Genomic DNA, 14,559 nt, shown 5'->3' on the forward strand with positions numbered 1-14,559 from the left:
ATCATTGTGCCGTGCCCGACCCTTCCCCTGACACCTCGCTCCCTCAGCTCCCGCCCGGCTTCCGCTTCGGGACCAGCACGGCGTCGTACCAGATCGAGGGCGCCGCGACCGAGGACGGCAAGGGGCCGAGCATCTGGGACACGTTCACCGCGGAGGAGGGCCGCATCGTCGACGGGTCCACAGGTGCGGTCGCGTGCGACCACTACCACCGGTACGCCGAGGACGTCGCGCTGATGAAGCGCCTCGGTGCCGGCGGCTACCGCCTCTCGATCTCGTGGCCGCGGATCCAGCCCACCGGGTCCGGCGCCCCCAATGCGCGCGGCCTGGACTTCTACGACCGCCTCATCGACGAGCTGCTCGCCAACGGCGTGCAGCCGATGGCCACGCTCTACCACTGGGACCTGCCCCAGGCGCTCGAGGACGACGGCGGCTGGCTCAACCGGGCCACCGTCGACCGGTTCGCGGAGTACGCCGCGATCGTCGGCGAGCGGTACGCCGACCGCGTCGAGCACTGGATCCCGGTCAACGAGCCCAACGTCGTGATGATGATGGGCTACGCGATCGGCATCCACGCGCCGGGGCGCAGCCTGATGTTCGACTCGATGCCGGTCGCCCACCACCTGCTGCTCGCCCACGGCCGCGCCGCGGTCGAGCTGCGCGCCGCCGGCGCGACCAGCATCGGCTGCGCCAACAACCACGCGCCGATGTGGCCGGCCAGCGACGACGAGGCCGACGTCGGCGCGACCAAGCTGTTCGACGCGCTCTGGAACGGCATGTTCACCGAGCCGATGCTGCTGGGCCGCTACCCGGTGGACCTGCAGCCGCTGATGGCCGACGTGGTGCAGAACGGCGACCTGTCGGTGATCCGGCAGCCGCTCGACTTCTACGGGGTCAACTACTACAACCCGTTCAAGGTCGGCGCCGCCCGCGAGGACGCGGAGATGCCGTTCGAGTTCCGTGAGCTCGTGGGCTACCCGACCACCGACTTCGGCTGGCCGGTCGTCCCCGACGCGCTGCGCGAGTGGCTGATCACGCTGCGGGCGCGCTACCGCGCCGCGCTGCCGCCGATCTACATCACCGAGTCGGGCTGCGCCTACAACATGGGCCCCGACGAGCATGGCGTGGTCGACGACCAGGCGCGCATCGACTACCTCGACGCGCACCTGCGCGCGGTCGCCACCGCCTGCCAGCGCGGGGTCGACGTCCGCGGCTACTACACGTGGTCGCTGATGGACAACTTCGAGTGGTCCGAGGGCTTCACCCAGCGCTTCGGCCTCGTGCACGTCGACTACGACACCCAGGTGCGCACCCCGAAGCGGTCGTTCCAGTGGTACGCCGACGTCATCGCGGCCCAGACCCGCTCCCGGGGTTGACGGCTCAGACGCTGTGACGGACGGCCAGGGTGGCCCGGACGGCGTCCTCGTCGAACTCCTCGCCGAGCCACGCGAAGAGTCCCCGCAGCGCGGCCGGATTCGCGACGTAGTCGTCGTAGTGGACGTGATAGGCCGACTCGCCGAGTGAGTCTGCGAGGTCGAGCAGCCGCCGCTCGATCGTGGCGAGGTACTCCGACTTGTCGCCGTCCTTGGCCCACCACTTGCTCGTGAGCACGGCTGCGTGGTCGCGGGTGTTGACCAGGAACCGGGCCCCCGGGAACACCTCGCGCAGCCACGCGACGTACTCCTCGAGGTCGGGCTGATACCACCGGATCTCCTTGAACCCGGTCACCCGCGTGTCCTCCTGCGGGCGCAGCAGCGTGTCCAGCGCGAGCTGGCGGCACCAGTCGAGGGCGCGCACGGTGGGGAATCCGGCGGCGCCGAAGAAGGGGTGGGTCGGCTCGGCCAGGCGCTCGCGCCCGTAGCGGCGGACCATCTGGCGTCGCGTCGACGCGCCTGTGCGGTGGAAGAGGAACAGGTGATGCAGCGCGTCGCGGCTCTCGCCGCGGATCAGGTAGCCGGGCAGGGTGTTGAGCACGCCCATCAACAGTGTGGAGCCCGAGCGGCCGTACGTGACCACGAACAGGTACCTCAGGTCGGGCCGCGGCATGGCCCGGAGTCTAGGGGCGGACCGGCGGCCGGCGGGTGTCACAATGGCCGCCATGTCCGCCCGCGTCCGGCTCGCAGCCGCCGTCCTCGCCGTCGTCGTGGTGGCGGTCCCGATCGTCTTCGGCCTGGTCGACGGTACGGCCGGGACGCTGGTCGGCCTCGCGTTCTCGGGCCTCGCGATCCTGGTCGCCGGCTGCGCCTACGCCGTCCTGGGGCTGGTGACCCGTCGCCTCGACCGGCTCGAGCGTCGGCTCCGCAAGGCTCGATCCGGCAAGCAGTCGCGCAGGGAGTCGCCCAGGGGAGCGACCGCCGCCGACCAGCTGCGCCGCGAGCGTGACCAGATCGCCAAGCGGGTCCAGGACCTCGCCACGCTCTTCGAGATGGTGCCGATCCGCGCCGGACTCCCGGCGCTCGGGCTGTGGACCGCGTCGGCGGACCTGCTCGTCGAGCTGGTCGGCCGGCTCGTCGAGGAGCGGCCGGCGACCGTGGTCGAGGGCGGCAGCGGCGCGTCGACGGTCGTCTTGGCCCTCGCAGCCCGCGAGCACGGCATCACCACCCGCATCGTCGCGCTCGAGCACGACGCGGCGTGGGCCGAGACCACGCGCGCGCTGCTGGCCCGCCACGGCGTCTCGGACTACGCCGAGGTCCGGGTCGCCCCGCTCGGCCCGACCTCGCTGGAGGGCCACCACACCCCGTGGTACGACGAAGCCGCCCTGGCGGACCTCAGCGACATCGGGCTGGTGCTCGTCGACGGACCGCCGGAGGGCACCGGCCCGAGTGCCCGGTACCCGATGGCCCCGCTGTTGCGGGACCGGTTGGCGCCGCGGTGCACCATCCTCGTCGACGACACCGACCGTCCCGGTGACGCCGACGTCGTCGCCCGGTGGCGCTCGGTGCTCCCGGACTTCGAGTTCGACACCCTCCACCTGGACAAGGGCGCCACAGTCGTGACCCGGAGCTGAGCGTGATGGACGACCTGGCTACCCCGGCCCTGGTGCTGGGCGCCGATCCGGGCCCCGTGCCCGCAGGCGTCACCTACGCCCGACCCGGCACTCCGGTGCCCGACCAGCGCTGGGTGACCGTGCTGCTCTCGGTGGCCGACGAGACCGAGCTTCGCCTGGCCGTGTCCGGCCTGCCGAACCTCGGTCGGGCCAAGCACGTCTCGTGCGAGCTGGCGAGCGCCGCTGGTCCGGTGACCACCGTCTTGCGACCGGAGTGGCCGCCGCTGATGCAGCTGGTGGCCGAGACGCGTGGCGGTGGCGCCCAGACCCGGATGACCTTCAGGCGACCGGTCCCGGCAGCGGCGGTGCTCGTCGAGCTTGCCCGCCACACCGGCACCCCGGCGGCGTCCGGCAATCGCGGCCTGGTCGTCGACCGGCTCGCGGTCCCCCTGGACCCGACCGCGGTCACCCAGGAGGTTCCGGCGGCCGTCCTCGGCGCGGGGCCGGTGGCCGCCACCGAGGTCCTGGCCCGTCCCCCGGTGGTCGTCGATCCGGGCGTCGGACCCCTGGACGAGGCGCTGCTCAACCCGGTCGGGTTCCGGCGCGACTGGGACCGAGGCCCGGTCCCGCTGCCTGACGGTGATCCGACGCCTGCACTGGTGGCCTCGCTCCGCGACGCCCAGGCCGTCGTCGTCGGCCCGGAGGCCGAGCCCCGTCTGGTGGCCGGCCTGTCGATGGCGGGCGTCCCGCTGGTCGGCGAGGGCTTCGCGGCGGTCGACCTCGACGACGCGATGCGCCGCGAGGAGCACTCCGTGCGTCTGCGTCGAGCCGCGCTGCGGGAGCACTCGTCCCTCGGCTGGCGACGGCGCATCGGCGCCGCGGCCGGGATCCGCACGGCGGCGTACCCCTCGGTGAGCGTGCTGCTGACGACCCGGCGCCCGGAGATGCTGGAGTTCGCGCTGCGCCAGGTCTCTCGCCAGCGCGGCGTCGAGCTCGAGCTCGTGCTGGCCGCCCACGGGTTCGAGCCCGACCCTGGCCTGGTCCGCGACCACCTCGGCGCGCGAGCCTGCACGGTCCTGCACGTCGAGGAGAGCACGGTGTTCGGCGACGTCCTGCGGGCTGCCGCCGACGCCGCCGGGGGCGACGTGGTGGTCAAGATGGACGACGACGACTGGTACGGCCCCGACGTGATCGCCGACCTGCTCCTGGCCCGGCACTACTCCGGCGCCCAGCTCGTGGGGATGCCCGCCGAGCTGGTCTACCTCGAGCCGATCGCCACCACCGTGCGCCGACGCGGCCCGAGCGAGAACTACGGCGCCGTCGTCGCCGGCGGCACCATGGCCCTTGACCGGGGGCTGCTGCGCGAGGTCGGCGGCTTCCGGCCCGTCCCGCGCCACGTCGACGCGCGGCTGCTCGAGGACGTCCGCGCCGCCGGCGGTCTGGTCTACCGCACCCAGGGCCTCGGCTACGTGCTGCGGCGCGCGGCTGGCGGCCACACCTGGGACACCGGCCTCGGCTACTTCCTCACCCGGCAGAGCGTCGCCGCGCAGTGGCGCGGCTTCCGCCCCAGCGAGCTCCTGGAGGAGACATGAGCCAGCCCCGCGTGGCCCGCAACGACTGGGGGACGCTGGAGGTCCCGGCGGTCGGCGCCTGGCAGCCGACGCTCTCGGTCTCGGTCGTCGTCCCGGCGTACGACGCCCAGCGGCTGCTGCCCTACGTCCTCGCCGGCCTGGCGGCCCAGACCTACCCCGCCCACCTGCTCGAGGTCGTGGTCGCCGACGACGACCCGCGGAGCCCCCTCGAGCTGCCCGAGGTGCGACCCGAGCGGACCCGGATCGTCCGGGTCGACCACGGCTGGGGCCGTGCGAACGCCTGTCACACCGGCGCGCTGGCCTCCGACGGCGACGTCGTGCACTGGCTCGACGCCGACATGCTCGTCGAGCCGGACGAGGTCGAGGCCCAGCTGCGCTGGCACCACCTGCTCGACCATGCGGTGGTGCTGGGGCACAAGTGGTTCGTCGATCCCGAGCCGCTGCTCGCCCGCGCCCCTTCCGGCGACGGGCGCCTGCACGAGGCGTTCGCCGGGGCTGAGCGCCAGCGGCACTGGGTCGAGGACGTCTGGGACAAGACCGAGGACCTGCGCTCCGCCGGCCCGCGGGCGCTGCGCACCCACGTCGGCGCCACGGCCTCGCTGCGCAGGGCACTGTATGACGAAGCGGGCGGCATGGACACCACGCTTCGGCTGGGCGAGGACATCGACCTGGGCTATCGGCTCGCCGAGTGTGGCGCCGTGTTCATCGCCGACCGTGCCGCGCGTAGCTGGCACCTCGGCCGCTCCCACCAGCAGAGTCGTCAGGACGAGGTCAACGACTACAACACCTACTTCCTCGCTGACCGGGTGCCCGACCTCCAGCCCCAGCGCCGTCGACGACGGCTCTACTCCGTGCCCTATCTCGAGGTCGTCCTCGACACCCGCGGCCACGACCACACGGCGGTCGTCGCCACCGTCGACGCCGTGCTGGCCTCGACGCTCTCCGACCTCGCCGTCACCCTGCTCGGTGATTGGGCGGCGATCGCCGAGGCGCGCACCTCGCCTCTCGACGACCCGCAGAAGCCCGCTCGGCTGGTCCGAGCGGCGTACGCGGGCGAGCCTCGGGTCGCCCTCGCCGAGCGGCTGCCCGAGGGCCGCAGCCGGGCGATGTTCCGGCTCACCCTGCCGGGTGCCGGGTGGGCGCCGGCGCCCCACGCTCTCGGTGACCTGGTGCTGCACCTCGAACGCACCCATCACGGGCTCCGTCAGGTGTTGCTGCCCGACGGCACCGTCGCCCGCCTGGAGCGGACCGCGGCCTACGCGCGTGCCCTCAGGGTCGCCGTGGCGGGCGAGGACCTCGACGACATCGTCGACGAGCTGTTCGGCTCGTGGTGGGTCGAGGCCGGTGACGCCGGCTTCCACCCCAGCTCCACGGCCCAGCCGCCGCGATCGCGAGGCACCGCGGGACCCGCCCGCGACCCGGCAGAGGCCTGGCGGCAGCTGGGTGGCAGCGACCGCGGAGCGCGGGACGGGGAGAGGCCGCCACGGGGTGCGGATCGGCTGCCCGGCTCGAGGCCGGCCGCGGCGCCGGGCCCGGCCAAGCGGGGCCGCATCGGTTCGGTGCTGCGCCGGCTGGGCCACTAGGGTGCCTGGCATGTCGTCGACGCCGATCCCGCTCTCTGAGCCGATCTCGGTCAAACGGCGGATCGTCTTCGTCGTCGGGTCCGGGCGCAGCGGCACGAGCACGATGGCCGGCGCGCTGCGCACTCTCGGCATGCACGTGCCACAACCCGAGGTGATGGCCGACGAGTCGAACCCCAAGGGCTTCGGGGAGCCGCAGTGGGTCGTGGACTTCCACGACGAGCTGCTCAAGCGCTGCAACGTCCAGGTCTCCGACGCCCGGCCCTCGGCGTGGTTCCAGGCGGGCAAGCTCTCGGCCTTCGACCCGCTGCGAAGCCGGCTGACCGAGTGGCTCGAGACGCAGTTCAGCGACGGCGGACCCGAGCTCGTGGTGAAGGACCCGCGGCTGGCATGGTTCCTCGGCCTGTGGCGCGCGGCCGCGCTGCGGTGCGACGCGGAGCCGGCGTACGTCACGATGCTTCGCCCGGTCACCGAGGTGGTCGGCAGCAAGCAGCGCTACTACTCCGCCAAGGCGGGGGAGGTGCAGCGCGCTGCGGCCTGGGTCAACATGATGCTGCACACCGAGCGCTCCACCCGCGGCTCCGCGCGCCGCTTCGTGCGCTACGACGACATGCTCAAGGACTGGACGATCCCGGTGTTCGGCATCGGTCAGGCCTTCGACATCGACGCGGTCAAGTCCGCGACCGCCAACGACATCCGCCGGGTGCACCAGTTCATCGACCCGTCGCTGCGCCGGGTGCAGCTGACCTGGGACGACGTCGAGGTCCCGGGTCGGCTCCGTGAGCTCGCCGAGGAGACCTGGCGGCACCTCGACCGGCTCGCCGACGAGGACGGCGACACCCCCGAGGTGCACGACCGGCTCGACGAGCTGCGCACGGCGTACGCCGGTCTCTACGACGAGGCCGAGGCGATCGCGCAGTCCACCGCCGTGGCCGCGCGCCGCCAGGGGCAGGCGGAGGGGACGGCCGCCGCTCCGCGCCGGCTGGCCGACCGGATCCCCCACGGGGTGCGGGCGATGGTGCCGGCCGGCCTGCGCCGCGCGCTGCGCAAGGCGCTCGGCAAGGAGCGCTAGGCCTTGCGGCCCGACATCGCCAACCTCGAGGGCGAGCAGGACTACGACGTCACCTGGCCCTGGCACGACGGCCCGTTGACTCCCGGACTGACGTGCGTGTTCCGGGTGCGCAACGAGGCGCGCAACCTGCCGTGGGTGCTGCCCCCGATGTTCGAGGCCGTGCAGCACGTGGTGCTGGTCGACAACGGCTCCGACGACGGGACCCCCGAGGTCGCGCAGCGGGTCGCGGAGGAGTGTGGTGCCGCGGACCGGTTCACGCTCACGGCGTACCCCTTCTCCGTCAGCCGGGCCGGCGCCGAGCACCTCGCGACGCCGCCCGACTCGGTGCACTCGCTGACCCACTTCTACAACTGGTCGTTCTCCCAGGTGCGTACGGCGTACTCCATGAAGTGGGACGGTGACATGGTGCTGACCCGCGAGGGCGTCGCCACCCTGGCCGACCTGTCCTGGCAGCTCGAGGACTCCGACGCGGTCGTGGCGGTGCCGCGGCACCCGGTCTCGATCGAGAGCGAGTCGGTGGCCTGGATCGACCTGGGCTTCCGGTTCCTGGAGCCGTGGATCTACCCGATGGGCCCGGAGTTCACGTTCGTGAAGGCGTTCGAGTGGGAGGTCCGGGAGTTCCCCGAGACCTCCGAGCGGATCATCCTGCCCGAGGGGCTGTGCGTGGAGCTGAAGTGGCTCGACGCCGACGAGTTCGGGCACTGGAGCCACACCGAGTTCGACTCCTCACGCGCGCCGCGCAAGCGCCGCGAGTGGGAGGTCTACAGCGCGCTCCGCGACGGGCGCGGCGACCGGGTCGAGGGCCTGCGGCGGATCGAGGCCCCGCCGGGGGTGCACATCGTCGACCACCTCACCCGGACCTGGCTGCCGCGAGCACCGCGGCCGCTGGTGCGGCGGCTGGGTCGGCTGGATGTCTGAGGGGCCCGACCGGACCGCCGGCCCGGTCGAGGTCCGGTTCGCCGACCTGCTCGAGTTGCGCTCGTACGCCGTCCCGACGGACGGGCGCGCCGCGGTTGTGCGGGTCGTCGTCGAGTCGGCGCCCGGGGCCCTGTCGCTGGTGCCCCGCCCCGACTGGCCGCAGCTGCGGTCGCTGCGCTCTCGGCGCGTGGACGGCGCCAACGTCTTGACCGCCCGCTTCGCTGGACCGGTGTCGGTCGTGGACCTGATCGCGGAGATCGGCCGCCAGGCGGTGTGGCCCCGGGTGACCGCGGCGCTCCCGGAGCGCTTGGACGTGCGGGTCCTGAACCCGATCGGCTTCCGGCCGGCCTGGGAGCGCGGGATCGTCGACCTGCCGTCGGGACCGCCGACTCGCGATCTGGTCGAGTCGCTGCGTGACGCCCAAGGAGTGCGTGTCGGGCCGCAGTCCGAGTCGCGCACGGTCGCAGGGCTCGCGATGGCCGGGGTCCCCCTCGTCGGGCCCGGCCTGCCCGATGCCGACCTGGACGACCCCCTCGCGCGCGAGGAGCACAGCCTCGTCCTGCGACGCGCCGCCCTCGACGAGCACGGCTCGGTCCGGTGGCAGCGCCCGGTGTCGGTGCTCCTGGCGACCCGTCGGCCCGAGCAGCTGGAGTTCGCGCTCGCCCAGGTCGCACGCCAGCGTGGCGTCGACTCGCTGCAACTGGTCCTCGCTCCGCACGGCTTCGAAGCCGACGAGGCCACCGTGCGCGCTGCGGTCGGGCCCGCGGTCGACGTGCGTGTCGTGCCGGCGGCCGCGGACACCGTCTTCGGTGACGTGCTGCATGCAGCAGCCTCGACGGCCGACGGTGACGTGCTGCTGAAGATGGACGACGACGACTGGTACGCCCCCGACGTCGTCGCCGACCTGCTGCGCGCCCGGGCCTACAGCGGCGCCGAGCTCGTCGGCATGCCCGCGGAGTTCCACTACCTCGCGCCGCGCGACCTGACCGTCAAGCGCGGCCACCCGACCGAGGTCTACGCCCGCTTCGTCGCCGGCGGCACGATGATGGTCGATCGGGAGGTGCTGCGCGAGGTGGGCGGGTTCCGCAGCGTGCGCAAGTACGTCGACGCGCAGCTGCTCACCGCCGTCACCGCCGCGGGCGGGGCGATCTACCGCACCCACGGTCTGGGCTACGTGCTGCGCCGCAACGAGTCGGGCCACACCTGGCAGGTCGACATGGACTACCTGCTCGACCCAGCCCGCGTGGAGCGCACCTGGCCGGGCTTCTCACCCTCCCGGCTGATGGAGCTCTAGGCCTCACCGACGCCCGAGGCCCCGGGCGGTCCAGCCGGCAGCGCGCCAGGCGGGAAGGTCCAGCACGTTGCGCCCGTCGATGACCTGCTGGCGGCGGACGACGCCGGCGAGCTCGACCGGGTCGACGGTGCGGAACTCCGGCCACTCGGTCAGGTGCAGCAGCAGGTCCGCGTCGTGCGCGGCGGCCATCGCGGACTCGGCGTAGTCGAGGGTCGGGAACGTCGCGCGCGCGGTGTCGTTGGCCTTCGGGTCGTAGACCGAGACCAGGGCGCCGCGCAGGTGCAGCTGGCCGGCGATCGAGAGTGCGGGGGAGTCGCGCACGTCGTCGCTGTGGGGCTTGAACGCCGCACCCCACACCGCGATCCGGGCGCGGGCGACGCTGCCGCCGAGCATCGAGGTGGCGATCTGCACGACCCGGGTGCGCTGGCGCAGGTTGATGTCGTCGACCTGGCGCAGGAACGACATCGTGTCCTCGACGCCGAGCTCACCGGCGCGGTGCAGGAACGCCCGGATGTCCTTGGGCAGGCAGCCGCCGCCGAACCCGACGCCTGCGTTGAGGAACTTCCGCCCGATCCGGTCGTCGTGCCCGATCGCGTCGGCGAGGTCGACGACGTCACCGCCGGCCGCCTCGCACACCTCGGCGACCGCGTTGATGAACGAGATCTTGGTGGCCAGGAACGCGTTCGCGGAGACCTTCACCAGCTCGGCGGTCGCGTAGTCGGTCACGACGACGGGCGTCCCGGCCTCGATCACCGATCTGTAGAACGCGCGCAGCTCCCGCTCCTCGCGCTCCGATGGCACGCCGAACACCAGCCGGTCGGGCTCGAGGGTGTCCTTGACCGCGTAGCCCTCGCGCAGGAACTCCGGGTTCCACGCGAGCCGCGCCTCGGCCCCCGCCGGCGCGAGCTCCGCCAGCCGGCCGGCGAGCCGCTCCGCGGTCCCGACGGGCACGGTCGACTTGCCGACGACCAGCGCGCTCTCGACGAGGTACGGCGCGAGCGACTCGACCGCGGCGTCGACGTACTGCACGTCGGCGCCGAGCCCGTCGTGGCGCTGGGGCGTCCCCACGCACACGAAGTGGATCGAGCCGAACCCCCCCGCCTCCTCGTAGGAGTCGGTGAACCGCAGGCGGCCCGATGCGACGTGCTTGGCGAGCAGCTCCTCGAGGGCGGGCTCGTAGAACGGCACCTTGCCGGCCGCGAGCGACTCGCGCTTGGTGGCGTCGATCTCGACACCGAGCACCTCGTAGCCGAGCTCGGCCATGCAGGCGGCGTGGGTGGCCCCGAGGTAGCCACATCCGATGACGGTGACGCGTTGTGCGGGCACCCCGTGAGTCTAGGAGTCGGCAGGTGTCAGCGCGGTGGCGAGGCGGTGAACCATGTCCTCGAGTCTGTTGGGGCTGGTCGCGAGGTTGAGGCGGACATGGCCGGGCAGCCCCGGCTGGTAGTCGGCGCCGGGCGCCAGCCGCACGCCGTGCTCGAGGCCGGCGGCGGCCGGGTCGTCGACGGTGTACGCGCGCAGGTCGAGCCAGGCGAGGTACGTCGCCTCCAGCGGGCGCATCCGGGCCGCGGGCAGGTAGCGGCCCAGCAGCTCGCCGAGCAGGGACCGCTGCGCGGCGAGCCGGTCGACGAGCGCCGCGTGCCAGTCGTCGCAGTCGCGCCACGCGGCCACCCCCGCGACGATGCCGAGGCTGGACCAGTCGTGCTGGGCCGGGATCGGCAGGCCGGCGACCACGGCCCGGTCGGCCGGGTCGAGCAGCACCAGCTGGGCGCCGTGCACGGCGGGGATGTTGAACGACTTGGACGCGCTGGTGACCACGACCGCGGTCTCGTCGACGGCGAGGTACGGCGTGAACACCGCGCCGGGCAGCACCAGGGGGCCGTGGATCTCGTCGGCGACCACCCGCACGTCGTAGCGCCGGGCCAACGAGGCCAGCGCGGCGAGCTCGTCGTGCGACCAGGCCCGGCCGAGCGGGTTGTGCGGGTTGCACAGCAGGAACGTGCGGGCCCCCGCGGCGAACGCCGCCTCCACGGCGGCGAGGTCGAGCACCGCCTCGGCCGCGTCCGGGTCGAGGGTGACCGGCACCAGCTCGCGCCCGGCGATCGCGACCGCGTCGCGGAACGGCGGATAGCACGGCAGCGGCACCACGACCGGCCCCGGCGGGCAGAGCGCGTCCAGCGCGAGCCGCACCCCGGTCATCACGCCGCTGGTCGGCAGCACCGCGTCGGCCGGCGGCGACCAGGACCAGTGCCGCTCGGCGAAGCCGGCGAAGGCCTCGCCGAGGCCGCCGTCGCCGAACGGCGCGTAGCCGAGCGCGCCGCGCCGGACCGCGGCGACCAGCGCCTCCTCGACCGGCTCGGCCGTGCGGTAGTCCATCTCGGCCACCCAGCCGGGCACCACCCCGGGCGCCACCGCGCCCCACTTGAGGGGGAACGCCGCGCGGGCCTGCTCGTCGGTGAGGTCGCGGATCACCCCGCCATTCAACCCTCCCGGGTCACAGCGCCGCCGCGATCCGCGTGCCCTGCTCGATTGCGCGCTTGGCGTCGAGCTCGGCTGCGACGTCGGCGCCGCCGACCAGGTGCACGCCGTCCGGGCGGGCCGTCGCGAGCTCGTCGTACAGGTCGCGCACCGACACCTGGCCGGCGCAGAGCACGACGTGATCGACGTCGAGCACCCGCTCCTCGCCGTCGACGGTGACGTGCAGCCCCGCGTCGTCGACGCGGCCGTAGGTCGCCCCGCTCACCTGCACGACCCCCGACTGCTTGAGCACGGCGCGGTGCGCCCAGCCCGAGGTCTTGCCGAGGTCGATGCCGATCGGGGTGGCCTTGCGTTGCAGCAGCGTCACCTCGCGCACCGGCGTGCGCGGCTTGCGCTCGGTGAGCCCGCCGGGGTGGAGCGTCGGGTCGCCGACACCCCAGTGGGCCATCCAGTCGTCCTGGGTGTCCGCGGGGTCATGGGTCAGGAAGTGGCTGACGTCGACCCCGATGCCGCCCGCGCCGACCACCGCCACCCGGCGCCCGGGGACGACCGCACCGCTGAGCACGTCGGCGTACGAGACGACCTTCGGGTGGTCGACGCCCTCGAGCGCCGGCACCCGCGGGGCGACCCCGGTCGCGACCACGACCTCGTCGTACGCCGCGAGGTCCGCGGCGCTCGGCGTGGTGGCGAGGCGCACGTCGACACCGAGCACCTCCAGGCGCCGGGTGTAGTAGCGCAGCGTCTCGGCGAACTCCTCCTTGCCCGGCACCCGCATCGCGAGCCGGAACTGCCCGCCGACCTCGGGCGACCGCTCGAACAGCGTGACCGCCAGGCCGCGCTCGGCCGCCGACACCGCGGCCGCGAGCCCGGCCGGGCCGGCGCCGACGACCGCGACCCGCATGGTGGTCCGGGTCGGCGCGAGCATCAGCGTGGTCTCGCGGCAGGCCCGCGGGTTGACCAGGCAGGAGGCCTTGCGGTTGGCGAAGACGTGGTCGAGGCAGGCCTGGTTGCAGGCGATGCAGGTGTTGATCTCGTCGGCGCGGCCGGCGGCCGCCTTGGCGACGAAGTCCGGGTCGGCGAGGAGCGGGCGGGCCATCGAGACCAGGTCGGCCTCGCCGGCGGCCAGGATCTCCTCGGCGAGCTCGGGGGTGTTGATCCGGTTGGACGCGCAGACCGGCACCGACACCTCGGCCTTGAGCCGGGCGGTCGCCGAGCGCCAGGCGCCGCGCGGCACCTGGGTGATGATCGTCGGCACCCGCGCCTCGTGCCAGCCGATGCCGGTGTTGAGCACGCTGACCCCGGCCTCCTCCAGGCCGTGGGCGAGGTCGACGACCTCGGCCCAGGTCTGGCCGTCCTCGACGAGGTCGAGCAGCGAGATCCGGTAGACGATCGGGAAGTCGTCGCCGACCAGCTCGCGGGAGCGGCGTACGACCTCGAGCGGGAAGCGCATCCGCTTGGCCGCGGTGCCGCCCCACGCGTCGGTGCGGTCGTTGGTGCGGGGCGCGAGGAACTGGTTGATCAGGTAGCCCTCGGACCCCATGATCTCGACCGCGTCGTAGCCCGCCTTGCGCGCGAGCGCGACCGAGTGCGCGAAGTCGGTGGCCGTGCGGTCGACGCCCTTGGTGGACAGGGCGCGCGGGCGGAACGGCGTGATCGGCGACTTGCGGTTCGACGCCGAGACGCTGAACGGGTGGTAGCCGTAGCGGCCCGCGTGCAACACCTGCAGCGCGATCGCCCCGCCCTCGTCGTGGACGGCGCCGGTGATCTCGCGGTGTCGCATCGCCTGCAGGCGCGTGGACATCTCCGCGGCGAACGGCTTGAGCCAGCCGCGCCGGTTGGGGGAGTAGCCGCCGGTGACGATCAGGCCGACGCCGCCGCGGGCGCGCTCGGCGAGGTAGGCCGCGAGCGCGGTCAGGTCGCGGGGACTGTCCTCGAGGCCGGTGTGCATCGACCCCATCACCACGCGGTTGCGCAGCGTGAGCGGGCCGAGCGTGATCGGCGAGAGCAGGTGGGGGTAGGTCATCGGCGTGCCTTCTCGTGTCGGTCGAGGTACTCGGCGAGCCACGCGATCCACATCTCCTCCAGGAGGATGCCGCCGCGCAGCACGAGGTACTGGTCGAGCCCGGTCCCGTCGAGCTCGTCGGGTCGGGGGTAGTCGCGGGTCATCAGGCCGCGGTAGTGGTCGAGCCGGAGCCGGTGGTCGGCCAGGTTGGCGCGGACGACGTCCAGCACGGCGTCGCGGTCGCCGAACGACGCACCGCGCAGCTTGACCGCGAGCTCGCTGCGCAACGGCTCCGGCTCGGTGGGGGCCGCCAGCCAGGCGCGGAGCACCTCGGCCCCGGCCGCTGTCACGTCGTACACCTTCTTGTCGGGGCGGCCGGTCTGCTCGACGGTCGTGACCCGGACCCAGCCGTCCGCGTCCATCCGGGCGAGCACCCGGTAGATCTGCTGGTGGGTGGCGTGCCAGAAGAACCCGATCGAGCGGTCGAAGCGCTTCGCGAGGTCCAGCCCGGAGGCGGGCTGCTCGCGGAGCGCGACGAGGAGCGCGTGCTCGAGGGCCATGCGCCGATGGTGACGCACCTATGCAACGAGTTGCAAGAGGTCGGTGGCAGGTCTGCGTCACACTGCTGTCGCAGAAGGGG

Annotated in this window: 12 protein-coding genes; 7 read left to right on the forward strand and 5 right to left on the reverse strand. The window is 73.5% G+C overall.

Annotated elements, in window-relative coordinates; all coding sequences use genetic code 11:
• The first annotated feature begins 11 nt into the window (after positions 1–11).
• The gene (locus QQZ14_RS07625) at positions 12–1,373 is read left to right on the forward strand and encodes a GH1 family beta-glucosidase (RefSeq protein WP_284533642.1); all 1,362 of its coding nucleotides are present in this window, start codon (positions 12–14) and stop codon (positions 1,371–1,373) included.
• A gap of 4 nt (positions 1,374–1,377) precedes the next feature.
• Here QQZ14_RS07625 and QQZ14_RS07630 read toward each other — a convergent pair whose 3' ends face one another.
• The gene (locus tag QQZ14_RS07630) at positions 1,378–2,043 is read right to left on the reverse strand and encodes a sulfotransferase (RefSeq protein ID WP_284533643.1); all 666 of its coding nucleotides are present in this window, start codon (positions 2,041–2,043) and stop codon (positions 1,378–1,380) included.
• Between the two features lie 52 nt (positions 2,044–2,095).
• Here QQZ14_RS07630 and QQZ14_RS07635 point away from each other — a divergent pair, with 52 nt between their 5' ends.
• From QQZ14_RS07635 to QQZ14_RS07660, 6 genes are read left to right on the forward strand one after another with little or no spacing between them, the layout of a single operon-like run.
• The gene (locus QQZ14_RS07635; RefSeq protein ID WP_284533644.1) at positions 2,096–3,004 is read left to right on the forward strand and encodes a class I SAM-dependent methyltransferase; all 909 of its coding nucleotides are present in this window, start codon (positions 2,096–2,098) and stop codon (positions 3,002–3,004) included.
• Between the two features lie 5 nt (positions 3,005–3,009).
• The gene (locus tag QQZ14_RS07640; RefSeq protein ID WP_284533645.1) at positions 3,010–4,575 is read left to right on the forward strand and encodes a hypothetical protein; all 1,566 of its coding nucleotides are present in this window, start codon (positions 3,010–3,012) and stop codon (positions 4,573–4,575) included.
• On the forward strand, positions 4,572–6,158 hold the full coding sequence (locus QQZ14_RS07645; protein WP_284533646.1) for a glycosyltransferase family 2 protein: 1,587 nt from the start codon (positions 4,572–4,574) through the stop codon (positions 6,156–6,158). Before QQZ14_RS07640 ends, QQZ14_RS07645 begins: the two co-directional genes overlap by 4 nt.
• Positions 6,159–6,168: 10 nt before the next feature.
• Complete coding sequence (locus QQZ14_RS07650; RefSeq protein ID WP_284533647.1) at positions 6,169–7,227, forward strand: sulfotransferase family protein; 1,059 nt, start codon at positions 6,169–6,171, stop codon at positions 7,225–7,227.
• Positions 7,228–7,230: 3 nt separating this feature from the next.
• On the forward strand, positions 7,231–8,145 hold the full coding sequence (locus tag QQZ14_RS07655) for a hypothetical protein (RefSeq protein WP_284533648.1): 915 nt from the start codon (positions 7,231–7,233) through the stop codon (positions 8,143–8,145).
• A complete protein-coding gene (locus QQZ14_RS07660; RefSeq protein ID WP_284533649.1) occupies positions 8,138–9,439 on the forward strand; it encodes a glycosyltransferase in 1,302 nt (433 codons plus the stop codon). Before QQZ14_RS07655 ends, QQZ14_RS07660 begins: the two co-directional genes overlap by 8 nt.
• A gap of 3 nt (positions 9,440–9,442) precedes the next feature.
• Here QQZ14_RS07660 and QQZ14_RS07665 read toward each other — a convergent pair whose 3' ends face one another.
• From QQZ14_RS07665 to QQZ14_RS07680, 4 genes are read right to left on the reverse strand one after another with little or no spacing between them, the layout of a single operon-like run.
• Positions 9,443–10,765, reverse strand: a complete 1,323-nt coding sequence (locus QQZ14_RS07665; protein WP_284533650.1) for a UDP-glucose dehydrogenase family protein — start codon at positions 10,763–10,765, stop codon at positions 9,443–9,445.
• Positions 10,766–10,774: 9 nt separating this feature from the next.
• The gene (locus tag QQZ14_RS07670; RefSeq protein WP_284533651.1) at positions 10,775–11,911 is read right to left on the reverse strand and encodes a MalY/PatB family protein; all 1,137 of its coding nucleotides are present in this window, start codon (positions 11,909–11,911) and stop codon (positions 10,775–10,777) included.
• A 22-nt stretch (positions 11,912–11,933) separates the two neighbouring features.
• Positions 11,934–13,940, reverse strand: coding sequence for an NADPH-dependent 2,4-dienoyl-CoA reductase (locus QQZ14_RS07675; protein ID WP_284533653.1), 2,007 nt, complete (start codon positions 13,938–13,940; stop codon positions 11,934–11,936).
• Positions 13,937–14,479, reverse strand: a complete 543-nt coding sequence (locus QQZ14_RS07680; RefSeq protein ID WP_284533654.1) for a PadR family transcriptional regulator — start codon at positions 14,477–14,479, stop codon at positions 13,937–13,939. Before QQZ14_RS07680 ends, QQZ14_RS07675 begins: the two co-directional genes overlap by 4 nt.
• Positions 14,480–14,559 lie beyond the last annotated feature (80 nt).

The organism is Nocardioides sp. T2.26MG-1 (genome assembly GCF_950101795.1).
In the GTDB taxonomy this organism is placed as follows: Bacteria; Actinomycetota; Actinomycetes; order Propionibacteriales; family Nocardioidaceae; genus Nocardioides.

Excerpts from the sequence above, each read along its gene's own strand:
- QQZ14_RS07630 (WP_284533643.1), bottom strand. The coding sequence starts at position 2,043 with ATGCCGCGGCCCGACCTGAGGTACCTGTTCGTGGTCACGTACGGCCGC.
- QQZ14_RS07635 (WP_284533644.1), top strand. The coding sequence starts at position 2,096 with ATGTCCGCCCGCGTCCGGCTCGCAGCCGCCGTCCTCGCCGTCGTCGTG.
- QQZ14_RS07640 (WP_284533645.1), top strand. The coding sequence starts at position 3,010 with ATGGACGACCTGGCTACCCCGGCCCTGGTGCTGGGCGCCGATCCGGGC.
- QQZ14_RS07645 (WP_284533646.1), top strand. The coding sequence starts at position 4,572 with ATGAGCCAGCCCCGCGTGGCCCGCAACGACTGGGGGACGCTGGAGGTC.
- QQZ14_RS07650 (WP_284533647.1), top strand. The coding sequence starts at position 6,169 with ATGTCGTCGACGCCGATCCCGCTCTCTGAGCCGATCTCGGTCAAACGG.
- QQZ14_RS07660 (WP_284533649.1), top strand. The coding sequence starts at position 8,138 with ATGTCTGAGGGGCCCGACCGGACCGCCGGCCCGGTCGAGGTCCGGTTC.
- QQZ14_RS07675 (WP_284533653.1), bottom strand. The coding sequence starts at position 13,940 with ATGACCTACCCCCACCTGCTCTCGCCGATCACGCTCGGCCCGCTCACG.
- QQZ14_RS07680 (WP_284533654.1), bottom strand. The coding sequence starts at position 14,479 with ATGGCCCTCGAGCACGCGCTCCTCGTCGCGCTCCGCGAGCAGCCCGCC.